The 15,116-nt window shown below is 59.9% G+C and carries 14 protein-coding genes and 1 pseudogene; 9 read left to right on the top strand and 6 right to left on the bottom strand.

What is annotated here, in order from left to right:
* Positions 1-92 precede the first annotated feature (92 nt).
* On the bottom strand, positions 93-2,021 hold the full coding sequence (locus NPS56_RS13770) for a RecQ family ATP-dependent DNA helicase (protein WP_274075095.1): 1,929 nt from the start codon (positions 2,019-2,021) through the stop codon (positions 93-95).
* Positions 2,022-2,365: 344 nt separating this feature from the next.
* Between NPS56_RS13770 and NPS56_RS13765 the strand changes: the two genes are divergently transcribed.
* From NPS56_RS13765 to NPS56_RS13740, 5 genes and pseudogenes are all read left to right on the top strand, one after another.
* A complete protein-coding gene (locus NPS56_RS13765; protein ID WP_274075094.1) occupies positions 2,366-2,656 on the top strand; it encodes a hypothetical protein in 291 nt (96 codons plus the stop codon).
* Between the two features lie 87 nt (positions 2,657-2,743).
* On the top strand, positions 2,744-3,058 hold the full coding sequence (locus NPS56_RS13760; protein ID WP_274075177.1) for a type II toxin-antitoxin system RelE/ParE family toxin: 315 nt from the start codon (positions 2,744-2,746) through the stop codon (positions 3,056-3,058).
* A 2-nt stretch (positions 3,059-3,060) separates the two neighbouring features.
* A complete protein-coding gene (locus NPS56_RS13755) occupies positions 3,061-3,348 on the top strand; it encodes a helix-turn-helix domain-containing protein (protein ID WP_274075093.1) in 288 nt (95 codons plus the stop codon).
* Positions 3,349-3,581: 233 nt separating this feature from the next.
* Positions 3,582-3,776, top strand: a pseudogene (locus NPS56_RS13745) (DUF1493 family protein); the annotation flags it as partial.
* 43 nt (positions 3,777-3,819) lie between these two features.
* Positions 3,820-4,674 carry a DMT family transporter gene (locus NPS56_RS13740; protein WP_274075176.1) on the top strand — a complete coding sequence of 285 codons (855 nt, stop codon included), beginning with the start codon at positions 3,820-3,822 and terminating at the stop codon, positions 4,672-4,674.
* Positions 4,675-4,734: 60 nt separating this feature from the next.
* Here NPS56_RS13740 and NPS56_RS13735 read toward each other — a convergent pair whose 3' ends face one another.
* From NPS56_RS13735 to NPS56_RS13725, 3 genes are all read right to left on the bottom strand, one after another.
* Positions 4,735-6,276 (bottom strand): phosphoenolpyruvate carboxykinase, encoded by a 1,542-nt coding sequence (locus tag NPS56_RS13735; RefSeq protein WP_274075092.1) that lies wholly within the window; start codon positions 6,274-6,276, stop codon positions 4,735-4,737.
* A 179-nt stretch (positions 6,277-6,455) separates the two neighbouring features.
* Positions 6,456-7,358 carry an Hsp33 family molecular chaperone HslO gene (gene hslO / locus NPS56_RS13730; protein ID WP_274075091.1) on the bottom strand — a complete coding sequence of 301 codons (903 nt, stop codon included), beginning with the start codon at positions 7,356-7,358 and terminating at the stop codon, positions 6,456-6,458.
* A gap of 214 nt (positions 7,359-7,572) precedes the next feature.
* Positions 7,573-7,977: an RNA-binding S4 domain-containing protein gene (locus tag NPS56_RS13725; RefSeq protein WP_274075090.1), complete on the bottom strand. Its 405-nt coding sequence runs from the start codon at positions 7,975-7,977 to the stop codon at positions 7,573-7,575.
* A gap of 233 nt (positions 7,978-8,210) precedes the next feature.
* Between NPS56_RS13725 and NPS56_RS13720 the strand changes: the two genes are divergently transcribed.
* Both NPS56_RS13720 and rimK read left to right on the top strand, forming a co-directional pair.
* The gene (locus tag NPS56_RS13720; protein WP_178134291.1) at positions 8,211-8,672 is read left to right on the top strand and encodes an ATP-dependent zinc protease family protein; all 462 of its coding nucleotides are present in this window, start codon (positions 8,211-8,213) and stop codon (positions 8,670-8,672) included.
* A complete protein-coding gene (gene rimK / locus NPS56_RS13715) occupies positions 8,669-9,574 on the top strand; it encodes a 30S ribosomal protein S6--L-glutamate ligase (protein ID WP_034148478.1) in 906 nt (301 codons plus the stop codon). Before NPS56_RS13720 ends, rimK begins: the two co-directional genes overlap by 4 nt.
* 153 nt (positions 9,575-9,727) lie before the next feature.
* Here rimK and NPS56_RS13710 read toward each other — a convergent pair whose 3' ends face one another.
* Positions 9,728-11,041 carry an ATP-binding protein gene (locus tag NPS56_RS13710; RefSeq protein WP_274075089.1) on the bottom strand — a complete coding sequence of 438 codons (1,314 nt, stop codon included), beginning with the start codon at positions 11,039-11,041 and terminating at the stop codon, positions 9,728-9,730.
* Positions 11,042-11,157: 116 nt separating this feature from the next.
* Positions 11,158-11,898 (bottom strand): two-component system response regulator OmpR, encoded by a 741-nt coding sequence (gene ompR / locus NPS56_RS13705; protein WP_218441155.1) that lies wholly within the window; start codon positions 11,896-11,898, stop codon positions 11,158-11,160.
* A 360-nt stretch (positions 11,899-12,258) separates the two neighbouring features.
* Between ompR and NPS56_RS13700 the strand changes: the two genes are divergently transcribed.
* Both NPS56_RS13700 and NPS56_RS13695 read left to right on the top strand, forming a co-directional pair.
* Positions 12,259-14,583: a Tex family protein gene (locus NPS56_RS13700; RefSeq protein WP_274075088.1), complete on the top strand. Its 2,325-nt coding sequence runs from the start codon at positions 12,259-12,261 to the stop codon at positions 14,581-14,583.
* Positions 14,583-14,966 carry a PaaI family thioesterase gene (locus NPS56_RS13695; RefSeq protein WP_274075087.1) on the top strand — a complete coding sequence of 128 codons (384 nt, stop codon included), beginning with the start codon at positions 14,583-14,585 and terminating at the stop codon, positions 14,964-14,966. The genes NPS56_RS13700 and NPS56_RS13695 overlap by 1 nt, the downstream gene beginning before the upstream one ends.
* Positions 14,967-15,116 lie beyond the last annotated feature (150 nt).

The raw sequence follows: 15,116 nt of genomic DNA, 5'->3' as shown, positions 1-15,116 counted from the left end.
AGACAGCCCTCACCATAGTCAGCCGCTGCGCTTTTTTGAAATTTATTCCTGTGATGAGCAACATTCAGCGGATGGATGCGCCCACACACGGGTTAGAGGTGTGCCTCGGCCCACCCTCGAACCTCGGCATACGGATAATCTTCCAACACCGCAAATCCCGAAATCGTCCGCACCTTGAGCTTGGTAAACAAGGGCACACTGATCCCGCACAGAAACCGCGTCACACGCTCGGCCGACGGCAAACTCCCCGTGTGTTGTTCATGCTTGTGGATAAAATCGCTACACAGCGCCTCGAAATTTTTATCCACAAGCGCAGGCAACTCCGGGGGTGCTGGCAGTCGTGCGACTTGCCCGTGACAAACCGAACAATGCCCACACTGACGGGGCACATTTTCGTCGCCGAAATACTCGGCCAGGCGATAACCCAGGCAGCGATCAGTGGCGAACAAATCGAGCATGGCATGTATCCGCGCAACCTCGGTCTGTTCATGCCGAGTGAAGCCGGCGTGCAGCTCTGCACTCAACTCGGCACTGTCGAAATCGGTTTGCAGCAGGCTGTAGACCTCGGTCATCAGCTTGCTTTCAAGCTCGACCCAGCCCTTTTCCTGGAAATAATCCAGCGCCTTGACCACCCGACTGCGCTCGGCCTGATGCTGTTCGTACAGCGCATCGAAATTCACCGTGGCCCAGGTACGCGCGCGCGGGGACGTCTGGATGATCGCCGCGACGAAATCCCTGCGTTCACCCTCGAAGCGCGCCAGCAATTGCTCGGGCTCCTGCAGATATTTGAACCGGTATTCGGCGTAGTAGGCATAACGCGGAGCGATCAGACCACGAAGCTCCAGCTGAACCAGCAAGGTCTTGAGCGGCAGCTGGCGAATGTTGCTCTGGTCCGCCAGTGGCCCCAGCAGAAACTCCCATTGTCCCTCGGGCGCGGCGGCCTGCATCTCGTCGAGCACGCAGCGGATACCGTCCAGTTCAGGCGTGTCGCCATAGACGAAGTTTTCCAGCACGTTGAGGCTGTCGCGGTTGGCCAGCACCAGGCAGTCCGATGGCAACCCGTCACGCCCGGCACGGCCGATTTCCTGGCTGTAGTTTTCGATCGATTTGGGTAGGTCGAAATGCACGACGTTACGGATATCGCTCTTGTCGATGCCCATGCCGAAAGCGATGGTGGCGACGATGCAATTGGACTGCCCGCCCATGAAACGCCTCTGGATGCCCTCGCGCTGCTCGTGAGGCAGACCGGCGTGATAAGCCTCGGCCTGAATGCCATGGCGCTGCAGATGTTCGGCAATGTGCTCGGCGGTTTTCTGCAGGGTGACGTAGACGATGCTCGGCTGGCCGGGTCGCTGGCTCATCCATTCAACCAGGCGTCGGCGCTTGTCCTGGCCGCGAACCGGCTCCACCCACAGATTGAGGTTCGGCCGATAGAAACCGGTGGTCACCACGTCGCCAGGTTCGATGGCGAATTTCGCCTGCATGTCGGCGATCACTTTCGGGGTCGCGGTGGCGGTCAGCAACAACGCCTGGGGGATATTGAACTGGCGCTGATAGTCCGGAAGCTTGAGGTAATCCGGGCGAAAGTTATGCCCCCATTCGGAGATGCAGTGCGCCTCGTCCACCACCAGCAACGAGATTGGCACCTGCTGCAGGAAATTACGAAAGCGCTCGTTTTTCAAGCGCTCCACGGAGACCATCAGGATTTTCAGTTCGCCGGACTTGGCGCGGGCCATGACATCGCTGGCGTCATCGCGGCTCTGGGCCGAATCGATACTGCCCGCCGCAATGCCGTGGCGTTGCAGGAACGCCAACTGATCCTGCATCAACGCCAGCAATGGCGAGACCACCAACGTCAGGTGCGGCAGCAATACGGCCGACAGCTGATAGCAAAGGGACTTGCCGGAGCCAGTGGGGAAAATTGCCGCCGCCGATCGCCCCGCCAGCACTGCGCTGATCGTTGCCTCCTGGCCGGGCCGAAACTGTGGATAACCGAAAACCTGTTCCAGGGTGTTGTGCATAAGCTGTCACTCCGTTGACTGCTGCGATGAGCAAAGCCTAGCCGGCGATCGCAGCGAGTCGAGAAAAGGTCGGGGGCAAAAACGATACGGGATGATACAGCGGATGGCTTGGGAGTGCGGCGCCTGGCAAATCGCCTTCGCGGGCAGCGAAATTCGAAATGCCCTACAGCTTCTGCGGCGTCTGTAGTCCCTTTCCTCAATAACCGCGCAAAACCCTACAACACCTGTCGATCTCCGCCGTCTTGTCGCACAACACCACGCCCTTCTATAGTTTCCGGCAAGGCTGAAAAACCGTGTCTGGGCTTACCGGGCGCACTTGCCGATTTCGCACAGGACCCACCTCGATGATCCGCCCCGACCCACTGACCGACCGCTATCGCCCGCTCAAATCCAGCAACAGCGAATCCCCGGTACTGGTGATCGACACCGAGGCCGATCCCCTGGAAATCCTCGACGCCGCCCGCCAGCGCATCCGCGCCGCCAGCGACCTGCTGGAGACCTTGTATTGCCTGTGCTTCAAACAGGCCGACACCCGCGATATCCCCAACATCGTCAATGCGCTGTACCTGCTGACCCAGGACGGCAACGACCTGCTCGACATCGCCCGGCAACGCCTGCCGAAACTGACCGGCTGAAGAACAATAATGGTCGCAACTGAAAAAGCGGAGGTCATTCAGGACCGCCGGCACTGCCAAAAAGTAAGCCAATGGCGTACATTACTGATGATTTTTATTGAAACCTCAATCTTCACTCGTCGAGCCAAAGAATTATTGGATGACGATGCCTACGCGATATTACAGAAGCTGCTGGTGTCGAACCCTTCAGCCGGCGACGTTATCGAAGGGACAGGCGGGATCCGCAAAATGCGGGTCGCAGCGAAGGGACATGGTAAACGAGGCGGAGCTCGAGTGATTTACTATCATTTCATCTCGGCATCGCAAATCGCTTTATTGATGATCTACCCTAAAAATGAACAACAAGATTTGACCGCCGATGAGCGCAAAGCGTTGAAAGCAGTCATTGAACACTGGAGATAACCATGAGCAAATTTTTTGATGAGCTGATGGAAAGCGTACAACAGATGGACGAGATTGTACGGGGTGAGCGGCGACCTTCCCGCGAATTTCAAGTAGTTGCGTTGCACGTCAAAGAAATCCGTAAGGCCACTGGTTTAACTCAAGCCAAATTCGCAGCATTGATCGACGTCCAACTTGGCACTTTGCGAAATTGGGAGCAGGGCCGTCGCGAGCCAACGGGGCCGGCTAAGGCTTTGCTGAAAGCTATTCATAATGACCCTGTCCATGTATTGAATGCATTAGCCACCTGAAGCAACGTTATAGCAAGCTAACGCTCAAACAAAAACAGTCGTATTACGAAAAGGTCAGCCGCTCAAACATCTAGCAAGCTTGCGTTTTGCAGGATTCAACACGTCGCCGGCAGATCTCGAAAAACCACTGTCCACTCGAGAAAAAGCCATCGCCAAGTACATGCAAAATGCTTCGCCGCAATCTGCTCCCGCCCTTCCCATCCTCTCTGACGAACAATAAGATTTGCCCAAGTCAAACCCTGGAAGACCACTTCGCCATCGATTTCGTGGATTACGACAGCTATCGCTATTTCCAGCCTGACGGCTACGATGTATTCCTTAAGCGCAAAGCCAAGGGTCGTGGCGACAAGGTGCCTTTGACCATCGGCATGCTCTACCGGGCCATCAATGCCCAACGCTGGGACACGGATGAACTTGAAAGCCTGTAGCGTCCCCGGCGAATAACGATAAGGACATTGCGTGGACGTTCTGATGGGCTTGTTGGCCGCCGTGCTGTGGGGCGGCACGGATTTTCTGGTGGGCTTGAACGCCCGCGCGGTTGGCGTCAAACGTGCCGTGTATTTCGGTCAGGCGCTGGGCTTTACCATCATGAGCCTGCTGTTGGTCGCCTTCCCGGTATTCATTCTGCGGTCCTTGGCCGCCCCGCTGGAAACCTGGCTATTCGGCCTCGCCGCCGCCGTGTTGACGGTGTCCGGCGCCTTGGCCTTGTCCAAGGCCTTCGCCCTGGGCAAAGCCTCCATCGTCGCCCCGCTGGTGACATCCTATGGCGTGGTGACCACGCTGTTGTCCTGGGCCGGCGGCGAACACATCAGCCTGATCCAGTTGCTGTGCATCGGCCTTTGTGTGCTCGGTGTGGTTCTGTCCAGCATTCACTCCGACCCGAAGGTACCCCACACCACACAAGCCAGCAGTTCCATCGCCTACGCGTTGCTGGCGGCAGTGTTCTACGGCACCAGTTTCTGGCTGCAAGGCCGCTTCGTCCTGCAGACACTCGGGCCGGTAACGATGCTCTGGCTCGCGTATCTGGTGGGCCTGATAGTGCTGGTGGTGATCGTGCTCAGGATCGACGACGGCTTGAAAATCCCGCCGCTGAAAAACTGCGTGACGCTGACCGGCGCCAGCCTGATGAACCTCGGCGGGTTTTCGTCATTCGCCTGGGGCGCAGTGGCCGGGTCGGTTTCGGTGGTGACGGTGATCAGCACGTTGTCGGGGGGGATAGCGGCTATTCTGGGGTATGTATTTTTCAAGGAACGGCTGGGGAAGGTGCAGGTACTGGGGGTAGTACTGGTGTTGGTCGGCGCGTTTGTCTTGCACCTGAAAACCTGAAACGTCGCCCACAAAAAAGCCGCCCCGAAGGGCGGCTTTTTCATTGCGTCAAACCAACACTTACAACTGAGGACCGGCAGCCTTGATCGCGTCGCTCACTTCGAACTTCTTGAAGTTCTCGATGAACAGGCCGGCCAGTGCTTTGGCGGCTTCGTCGTAGGATGGCTTGTCGGCCCAGGTGTTGCGTGGGTTCAGCAGGCCAGTCTCAACGCCCGGTACGGCCAGTGGCACGTCGAGGTTGATGGTGTCCAGGTGCTCGGTTTCGGTACCGATCAGCGCGCCGCTCTGGATCGCTGCGATCACCGCACGGGTGGTCGGGATGTTGAAGCGCTTGCCGACGCCGTAGCCACCACCGGTCCAACCAGTGTTGACCAGGTAAACCTTGGAACCGAAGCCGCGGATGCGCTTGATCAGCAGCTCTGCGTATTCGCCAGCTGGACGCGGGAAGAACGGTGCGCCGAAGCAGGTGGAGAAGGTCGACTTGATGCCGCTGCCCGAACCCATTTCGGTCGACCCCACCAGAGCGGTGTAGCCGGACAGGAAGTGGTAGGCCGCTTGCTCTTCGTTGAGGATCGACACTGGCGGCAGTACGCCGGTCAGGTCGCAGGTCAGGAAGATCACAGCGTTCGGCTCGCCACCGAGGTTCTTCTCGGAACGCTTGGCAACGTGCTCCAGCGGGTAGGCGGCACGGCTGTTCTGGGTCAGGCTGACATCGGCGTAGTCGGCGTGCTTGGCATCGTCGATAACGACGTTTTCCAGGACCGCGCCGTGCTTGATGGCTTTCCAGATGACCGGCTCGTTCTTCTCGGACAAGTCGATGCACTTGGCATAGCAACCGCCTTCGATGTTGAACACCACGCCCTCGCCCCAGCCGTGTTCGTCGTCACCGATCAGGTAACGGCTTTCGTCGGCGGACAGGGTGGTCTTACCAGTGCCGGACAGACCGAAGAACAGGGTCACGTCGCCTTCTTCGCCGATGTTGGCAGCGCAGTGCATTGGCAGCACGTCGGCGGCCGGCAGCAGGAAGTTCTGCACCGAGAACATGGCTTTCTTCATTTCACCGGCGTAGCGCATGCCAGCGATCAGCACTTTCTTCTGCGCGAAGTTGAGGATCACGCAACCGTCGGAGTTGGTGCCGTCACGCTCAGGCACGCACTCGAAGTTGGCAACGTTGAGCACTTGCCACTCTTCACGGCCAGCCGGGTTGTACTGAGCCGGGTTGATGAACAGGCAACGGCCAAACAGGTTCTGCCAGGCAGTCTGAGTGGTCATCTTCACGGCCAGGTAGTGATCTTCGGCTGCGCCTACATGCACGTGGGAAACGAAGTGCTCTTGCGCGTTGTTGAACGCCTCGACGCGATCCCACAGGGCATCGAACTTGTCGGCCGGGAACTTGCGGTTGATCGGGCCCCAGGCGATGGCGGCCGAGGTGGACGGCTCTTCAACGATGAAACGATCGACTGGCGAACGGCCGGTACGGTGACCGGTGCGAACAACCAGTGCGCCGGTATCGGCAAGCTCGCCTTCACCGCGGTTGAGGGCTTCTTTAACCAGATCATCAACACTCAGATCGGTGTACACGGCGTTATTGGCTTGCGTCATGAGGTTCCCCGTCGGCCAGTGGCCGAGTGCTCCAAACGTTTTGTAGTAGAAAGTCGTGCACTACTACCGCGAAAAAAGTGGGCCGGATTATGCCAGAAAAGCCCAAAAAGAGTAGGGCCCTCCCGTCGTAACGGCGCTATTACGCCACTTTCCAGTGAATTTACCTGCGCTGAACCGTTTTAGTGCCGGGTATCTGACGGCGTCTCGACACCCGCTCCGGCGAACAATTGGGTGACATCGGCGGCGTCGAACAGGTACTGCTGGTTGCAGAACTGGCAATCGATCTCGATTTTTCCACCGTGTTCGACCACCAGGTTTTGCGCGTCTTCCATACCCAGACTGACCAACGCATTGGCCGAACGTTCGCGCGAGCAGCTGCAACGGAAGCGCAGTTTCTGCACATCGAACAGACGCACCTGCTCTTCGTGATAGAGACGATGGAGCACGGTTTCGTTGTCCAGGCCCAGCAGCTCATCGGCCGTCAGGGTGGTCGCCAGCGCAGTGAGGTGTTGCCAGCTGGCGGCGCGCTCTTCTTCGTCTTTCAGGCGATCGGCGGGCAGTTGCTGCAGCAACAGGCCACGGGCGCGGCGGCCATCGGCGCAGAGCTTGATGCGCGTACCGATCTGCTGGGACATGACGAAGTAGTTGGTGAAGCAGTCGGACAAGGTTTCACCGTCCAGATCGACGACGCCCTGGTAGCGCTGGCCTTGCTTCGGATCGATGGTCAACGTCAGCGAACCATCCGGCATCAAGTCGGCCAGGCTGGCATCGGGGGCGATCCGGTCCGCTTCGTAACGGGCCAGGCCACGGATGTCGCGCTCACTGGAGCACTCGATCATCAGCAGCGGAATCGGGCCTTCGGAGCGGGCCTGAAGAATCAGCAGGCCATCGAACTTCAAGGTGCCGACCAGCAACGCCGCAGCCGCCATCAGCTCGCCGAGCAGTTGCGCAACCGGCTCCGGATAGGCGTGCTTGGCCAGGACTTCAGCGTAGCTGAGCTCCAGCGAAACCATCTCGCCGCGGGTGTCGCTGTCATCGAAGATGAAGCGTTGGGTGAAGTCGTTATCCGGTAAGTCGGTCATAAGTCTGGTATCTGAATAGGTGACAAAAGTGTTTACAGAACGAGGTTACGCCTTGGCTATAGCGTATGGCTGCCTGGTTATGGCCTGCAGGCCAGTGGCTGTGCGCGCTTTACGACGAATGGCACAAACACGGCAGACTAATTACCTCATATGGCTACGCACAGGCGCAATTACAAGTCCTGGCCTGATTGGCGCGATCGGTGGCTCCGGTCAATCACTCGTTGCTGCTGCCACGAAACTTGAACAGATCGCGCCGCTGTTTCTTGCTCGGCTTGCCATCGGTACTCACGCCCAAGGCACCTGCCTTGCGCTCGGCCGCGGCATTCTCGCGCTTGGCGATGCTGGCTTCGGTCTCGGCATACAGCGTCTGTGCTTCGGGCGCACCACGGCGCACGATCGACAACGCCTGGACCACCACCGTGCGCTCCTCGAAACCGGTACGGATCACGAATTCGTCGCCAATACGCGGCTCCTTGCCCGGTTTGCAGCGCTCGCCCCGGCAGTGCACCTTGCCGCTTTCGATCGCCGCCTTGGCCAAGGCACGGGTTTTATAGAACCGCGCTGCCCACAGCCATTTATCGAGCCGGACTTTGTCATCCTCTTCGTTTTTTTGTGCCATGGAATTTCCTCATCCTGAAATATTGATGAACTGTACTACCGTTTCCTCGTACCAAGAATTAAGCCGTCTCGGATTACAATGCAGTCATTCCAGAACTGCCTCGCGGGGCTGGAAATCCGGGCCGTAGATATCTGTCGCCTTTTAACCATTATTCTGCGTGAATACCGCGAATTCTGCCGCTTGCGGCCAGAGCGGTTTCTACCGGTTGAGCAAATTTGAAGACATTTGACCATTTGACCGTTGTCGGTCTGCGCGAGTGGGTGGCGCTCCCGGATTTGGGAGTCGCGGGCCTTCGGGCAAAAATCGACACCGGCGCCAGCACCTCCAGCCTGCATGCCACCGACATCGAAACATTCGAACGCGACGGCGAGCAATGGGTGCGCTTTACCGCGCACCTGGGCACGGTGGTGCAGTTGCGTCACCGCCGCTGCGAAGCGCCCCTGGTGACGAGAAAAACCATTAAAAGCTCCAACGGTCATGCGCAGGTGCGATACGTGATCAGCACCACCCTGGCCCTCGGCGACCGGGTCTGGCGGGTCGAGTTCACGCTCGCCTGCCGCAAATCCATGCGTTATCGCCTGTTGCTCGGCTCCAAAGCCCTGATTGATGGCCAGCTGGTCGTCAATCCGGGCATCAAATATGTACAAGACAAGCCGGTGTTCCCGGTATCTACCTCTTCCACAGGTGTTGCATGAAGATCGCTGTGCTGTCGCGGAACCCGCGTCTGTATTCCACCCGCCGCCTGGTCGAAGCCGGTACCGAACGCGGCCATGAAATGGTGGTGGTCGATACCCTGCGCGCCTACATGAACATTGCCAGCCACAAGCCGCAGATCCACTACCGCGGCAAGCCGCTGGAAGGCTTTGACGCGGTGATCCCGCGGATCGGCGCGTCGGTCACGTTTTATGGTTGCGCGGTGTTGCGCCAGTTCGAAATGATGGGGGTGTTTCCCCTCAACGAATCGGTAGCCATTGCTCGCTCGCGGGACAAGCTGCGGTCGCTGCAATTGCTGTCACGTCGGGGTATCGGTTTGCCGGTCACCGGGTTTGCCCACTCGCCGGACGATATTCCCGACCTGATCGCAATGGTCAACGGTGCCCCCCTGGTGATCAAGGTGCTGGAAGGCACCCAGGGTATCGGCGTGGTGCTGTGCGAAACCGCCACGGCGGCGGAGTCGGTGATCGAGGCATTCATGGGCCTCAAGCAGAACATCATGGTCCAGGAGTACATCAAGGAGGCCGGCGGCGCCGACATTCGCTGCTTCGTGGTGGGCGACAAAGTCATTGCAGCCATGAAGCGCCAGGCCAAACCCGGGGAGTTCCGCTCCAATCTGCATCGCGGTGGCAGCGCCAGCCTGATCAAGATTACCCCGGAAGAACGCATGACCGCTTTGCGTGCGGCGAAGGTCATGGGACTGGCCGTGGCAGGGGTGGATATCCTGCGTTCCAATCACGGGCCGCTGGTGATGGAGGTGAACTCGTCGCCGGGGCTTGAAGGGATCGAGACCACCACCGGCAAGAACGTGGCGGGGATCATCATTGAGCATCTTGAGAAGAATGGTGGGCCGAATATGACTCGGACCAAAGGGAAGGGTTAAACGCCGAATCTTTTGGTGGCAGGGAAGCCGCCTTCGCGGGCAAGCCCGCTGCCACAGTGATCTTCAGTGGACATGAAATTTGCGTTCAACACGATCATTGTGGGAGCGGGCTTGCTCGCGAAGGGGCCATCAGCTCCACTGAAAAATCGGGTTTTAAACAGCGTCCCGCGGCAACATCAGCCCCAACGGCAAGCGCACCCGCGCTTCCAGGCCGCCCCCCGAACGGTTGCGCAACTCAACATTGCCACCATGCATCGAAGCGATCCGCTTCACGATCGCCAGTCCCAAACCAGTACCCTTGCCGCCCCGAGCGCGGTCACCCCGGGTGAACGGGTTGAAAATTGCTTCCAGCTCGGATGGATCTATCCCGGCGCCACGGTCCATGACGCTCAGGACAACATAAGGCGCACTGGTATCCCCGGACACATAGGCCGCCACCTCGACCCCGCTGCCTGCATGATTCAAGGCGTTGCCAATCAGGTTGTTCAACAGCCGCTTCATCGACACCCGCCGCAACGGGAACGGCTGGATCGGCTCCAGGCGCAGTTGTACTTTCTCTTCGTTCTGGTTGTACGGTGCGGCGACCTCGCGGACGAGATCGCTCAGGTCCACCTCCTCCACCGACTCGTCACGACCATCGCGAATGAACGCCAGGAACTGATCGAGAATGGCGTCCATGTCCTCGATATCGCGCACCATGGCGTCCGTCAGGTCGTTATGGTCACCCATCAGCTCCAGAGACAGGCGCAACCGGGTCAACGGCGTGCGCAGGTCATGGGAAACCCCGGCCAGCATCAGTTCGCGCTCGCGACCGGCCTGCTCGACGTCTTCGGCCATCTGGTTGAAGGCGCGATAGACCTCGGTCATTTCACTGGGCGTATCACTGATCGGCAGGCGCACGCTGCGCCCCTGGCCGAGTTGCCGCGCGGCATACACCAGGCGTTTGAGGGGCTGATTGAGCTGGCTGACGAAGATCCACGCCGAGGCCGTGGAAAGCAGGCCGATGGCGAGGAACCAGCCAAGCACATTCCAGATTTTCTGGCCACGCAACGGGTGCGGATACAGCGGCACTTTCAGCCAGCCATCGCCCAGGCTGGGCGCCCGAACCCACAGCGCCGGTGGCGAGTGCATGCGCAAGCGCACCTCGGTATCGGCCCCCAGTTCGTCTTGCATCTGCCGCTGATAGATCTCGCTGTAGGGCCAGTGTTGTTCGCCCTCCGGCACACCGGCGCCCACCACCCGGATCAGGGTTGCCGCATCGGCGATCTTTTCGCGATTTTCTTCATCGGCGGCCCAGTAGGCGCGCAGCGTCAGGGCGACGCCATGGCTGTACTGGCGGTCCACCAGCACGTCTTCGTTCATCAGCAGATAAACCAGGGTTAGCGCCTTGGAAAACAGCACGACGATCAGCACCAGCCAAAGGGTGCGGGAGAAGAAACTCTGGGGGAACCAAACCGGGGTTTTCATGGGTAACCGTTAAACACGTGCAGGAGCGAGCGATGCTCGCACATTGCCGGTCGCGAGTCTGCGGGCAAGGCCATCTTGCCCGTTGCCCGCACAAACCCGCGCCTACAAATCGTCGATCACTTGGTGGCGGCGCCATCCGGAACGAACACGTAACCCACACCCCAGACGGTCTGGATGTAGCGGGGCTTGGACGGATCGGGTTCGATCATCCGGCGCAGGCGGGAAATCTGCACGTCGATGGAGCGCTCCAGGGCATCCCACTCACGACCACGGGCCAGGTTCATCAGCTTGTCGCGGGTCAATGGCTGGCGGGCATTCATCACCAATGCCTTGAGCACCGCGAATTCGCCGGTGGTGAGCATGTGCACTTCTTCGCCACGCTTGAGTTCGCGGGTGGCCAGGGACAGCTCGTAGTCACCGAAGGTCACGCTTTCGTCTTCGCTGCCCGGCGCGCCCGGCACTGGAGCCGACTGACGACGCAGGACGGCTTTTACGCGGGCCATCAGCTCGTCCGGGTTGAACGGCTTGGCCAGGTAATCGTCGGCGCCCAGCTCCAGGCCCTTGATCCGGCTCAGCTCATCGCCCTTGGCGGTCAGCATGATGATCGGGATTTGATTGTTCGCGCCGCGCAGGCGGCGGCAGGCGGTCAGGCCGTCTTCGCCGGGCAACATCAGGTCGAGGACGACCAGGTTGAACACTTCGCGCGCCAGCAGGCGATCCATTTGCTCAGTGTTCGGTACGGCGCGAGCGCGGTAGCCCTTGCTGACGAAAAAACGTTCCAACAGGCTGCTCAGCCCTGGATCGTCGTCAACGATAAGAATTTTTTCGCCTTCAGCAGTTTGTGCAGTGCTGCTCATTGGATGCTCCTTTGATCTCGGCGCGCATTATGGCGTAGCTGCCGTTATACGCACCGTGTGCATTGTTAGCAGATTTTTCCTTTATCGCCAGAAATCCGGGGATTATGCCTACAACCTGTGATGTCCCCGAAGGACGCAACGCTGGTTATAATGCGCGGCCTTTTGTGTCAGGCAACGTCTGATCGTTACGCCGGCCAGCTGCTTTTTATTTTCATGGCGCCGGCAGTAATTGTTCGATTTCACGGGTCAACGGGATACCTTTGATCCAGGTAGCGGCGCAGGCCAGGCCGCTCAACCAGACTCGCCAGGCCTTTATCTGCGCGCCTGCGAGCCTGCTTTCACAATTTGTCAGGTGGTTTTATGGACAGCATCAACAGCCGCATCGCCGAGGAACTCGGCGTACGCCCACAACAGGTCGAAGCGGCCGTCGCGCTACTCGATGAAGGCTCCACGGTGCCCTTCATCGCCCGTTACCGGAAAGAAGTGACCGGCAGCCTCGATGACACCCAGCTGCGTCATCTGGAAGAGCGTCTGCGCTACCTGCGAGAACTCGACGAACGGCGCATCAGCATCCTTGCCAGCATCCAGGAGCAAGGCAAGCTGACCCCGCAACTCGAACGCGACATCAAGCTCGCCGACACCAAGACCCGTCTCGAAGACCTTTACCTGCCGTACAAGCAGAAGCGCCGCACCAAGGGCCAGATCGCCCTGGAAGCCGGTCTCGGCGAATTGGCTGACGGTCTGTTCAACGACCCGACCCTGAGCCCGGAAACCGAAGCCTCGCGCTTCATTGACGCCGAAAAAGGCGTGGCCGACGTGAAGGCAGCCCTCGAAGGCGCCAAGTACATCCTCATGGAGCGCTTCGCCGAAGACGCCGGCTTGCTCGACAAGTTGCGCAGCTACCTGAAGCAGGAAGCCACCCTCAGTGCCCGCGTGATCGCCGGCAAGGAAGAGGAAGGCGCCAAGTTCCGCGACTACTTCGAACACGACGAACCGCTGAAAAGCATGCCGTCGCACCGCGCCCTGGCGATTTTCCGTGGCCGTAACGAAGGCATCCTCAGCTCCGCGCTGAAGGTCGGCGACGAATTGCCGGGCACCATGCACCCGTGCGAGGGCATGATCGGCCAGCAGTTCGGCATCCAGAACCAGAACCGCGCCGCCGACAAATGGCTGGGCGAAGTGGTGCGCTGGACCTGGAAGGTCAAGCTCTACACCCATCTGGAAACCGACCTGCTGGGCGAGCTGCGCGACGGCGCGGAAACCGAGGCGATCAACGTGTTCGCCCACAACCTGCACGACTTGCTGCTGTCGGCACCGGCCGGCCCGCGCGCAACCCTGGGCCTCGACCCGGGCCTGCGTACCGGCTGCAAGGTTGCGGTGGTCGACTCCACCGGCAAGCTGCTCGACCACGCCACGGTTTACCCGCACGTGCCGCACAACAAGTGGGACCAGACCATCGCGATTCTTGCCGCCCTGTGCGCCAAGCATTCCGTGGACCTGATCGCCATCGGCAACGGCACCGCCAGCCGTGAGACCGACAAGCTGGCCGCCGAGCTGATCAAAAAATACCCAGCCATGAAGATGACCAAGGTCATGGTTTCCGAGGCGGGCGCTTCGGTGTACTCGGCGTCTGAACTGGCCTCGAAGGAATTCCCGGATCTGGACGTTTCGATCCGTGGTGCTGTTTCGATTGCCCGCCGCCTGCAAGACCCGCTGGCGGAGCTTGTGAAGATCGATCCGAAATCCATCGGGGTCGGCCAGTACCAGCACGATGTGTCGCAGCTGAAACTGGCCCGTGGCCTGGATGCCGTGGTCGAAGACTGCGTGAACGCCGTGGGCGTCGACGTCAACACCGCCTCCGTGGCGCTGCTGGCGCGGATCTCCGGCCTCAACGCGACCCTGGCGCAGAACATCGTCAGCCACCGCGACGAGCACGGCGCATTCAAGACCCGCGCGGCGCTGAAGAAAGTCGCGCGCCTGGGCGAAAAAACCTTCGAGCAGGCCGCTGGCTTCCTGCGCGTCATGAACGGCGAAAACCCGCTGGATTCGTCCGCCGTGCACCCGGAAGCCTATCCGCTGGTACAGCGCATCGCCGCCGAGACCGACCGCGACATCCGCTCGCTGATCGGCGATGCCGCGTTCCTCAAGCGCCTCGATCCGAAGAAGTACACCGATGAAACCTTCGGCCTGCCGACGGTCACCGACATCCTGCAAGAGCTTGAAAAACCTGGCCGCGACCCGCGTCCCGAGTTCAAGACCGCCGAGTTCCAGGAAGGCGTCGAAGACCTCAAGGACCTGCAGCTGGGCATGATTCTCGAAGGCGTGGTCACCAACGTGACCAACTTCGGCGCATTCGTCGATATCGGCGTGCATCAGGACGGTTTGGTGCACATCTCCGCACTTTCGGAGAAGTTCATCAAGGATCCACGGGAAGCGGTCAAGGCCGGTGATGTGGTCAAGGTCAAGGTCATGGAAGTCGACATCCCGCGTAAACGCGTGGGCCTGTCGATGCGCATGAGCGACACCCCGGGCGAGAAAATCGACGGCGCCCGTGGTGCGCGTCCGGGTTCGGCGCCACGCCAATCCCAGAACACCGCACCGCGCAAGGAAACCACGGCCGCAGCGCCGAGCAACAACGCCATGGCGTCGCTGTTCGCCAACGCCAAACAGTTGAAGAAGCGCTGATGGACGTCCCTGCCGGGTACACCGAAAGCGCATTTTTCAAGCTGCTGGGCTGCCGTTTGCACAGCCTGGAAACCGGGGTGGCGCAAGTCGCCCTGGTGCTTGAGCCACAACTGCGCAATCGCGCCAACAAGCTGCACGGCGGAGCCTTGTTCAGCCTGGTGGACATTGCCATGGGGCTGGCCTGCTCCAGCACCCACGGCTTTGACCAGCAGAGCGCGACCATCGAGTGCAAGATCAACTACATCCGCGCCGTCGCTGACGGCGAGGTGATGTGCACGGCCCGGGTGATCCACCCGGGTCGGCGCACGCTGGTGGTCGAAGCCGATGTGATGCAAGGCGACAAACTGGTCGCTAAAGCACAAGGCACGTTCGCTGTCCTGTAGCTAGATGTCATCGATTTGAGTTAATTTCGGCGCTGTGACCACAGCGTCGGAATTTCCTGTGGGAGCGCGCTTGCCCGCGAAGGCGGTGTGTCAGGTAATTATCTGTTGGCTGACACAACTTCTTCGCGAGCAAGCCCGCTCCCACATCGA

Origin of the sequence: Pseudomonas putida, from assembly GCF_028682635.1 — a bacterium.
GTDB lineage: Bacteria > Pseudomonadota > Gammaproteobacteria > Pseudomonadales > Pseudomonadaceae > Aquipseudomonas > Aquipseudomonas putida_AE.
The sequence above is the reverse complement of the archived record's forward strand: the minus strand, read 5'-3'. Positions and strand labels throughout refer to the sequence as shown.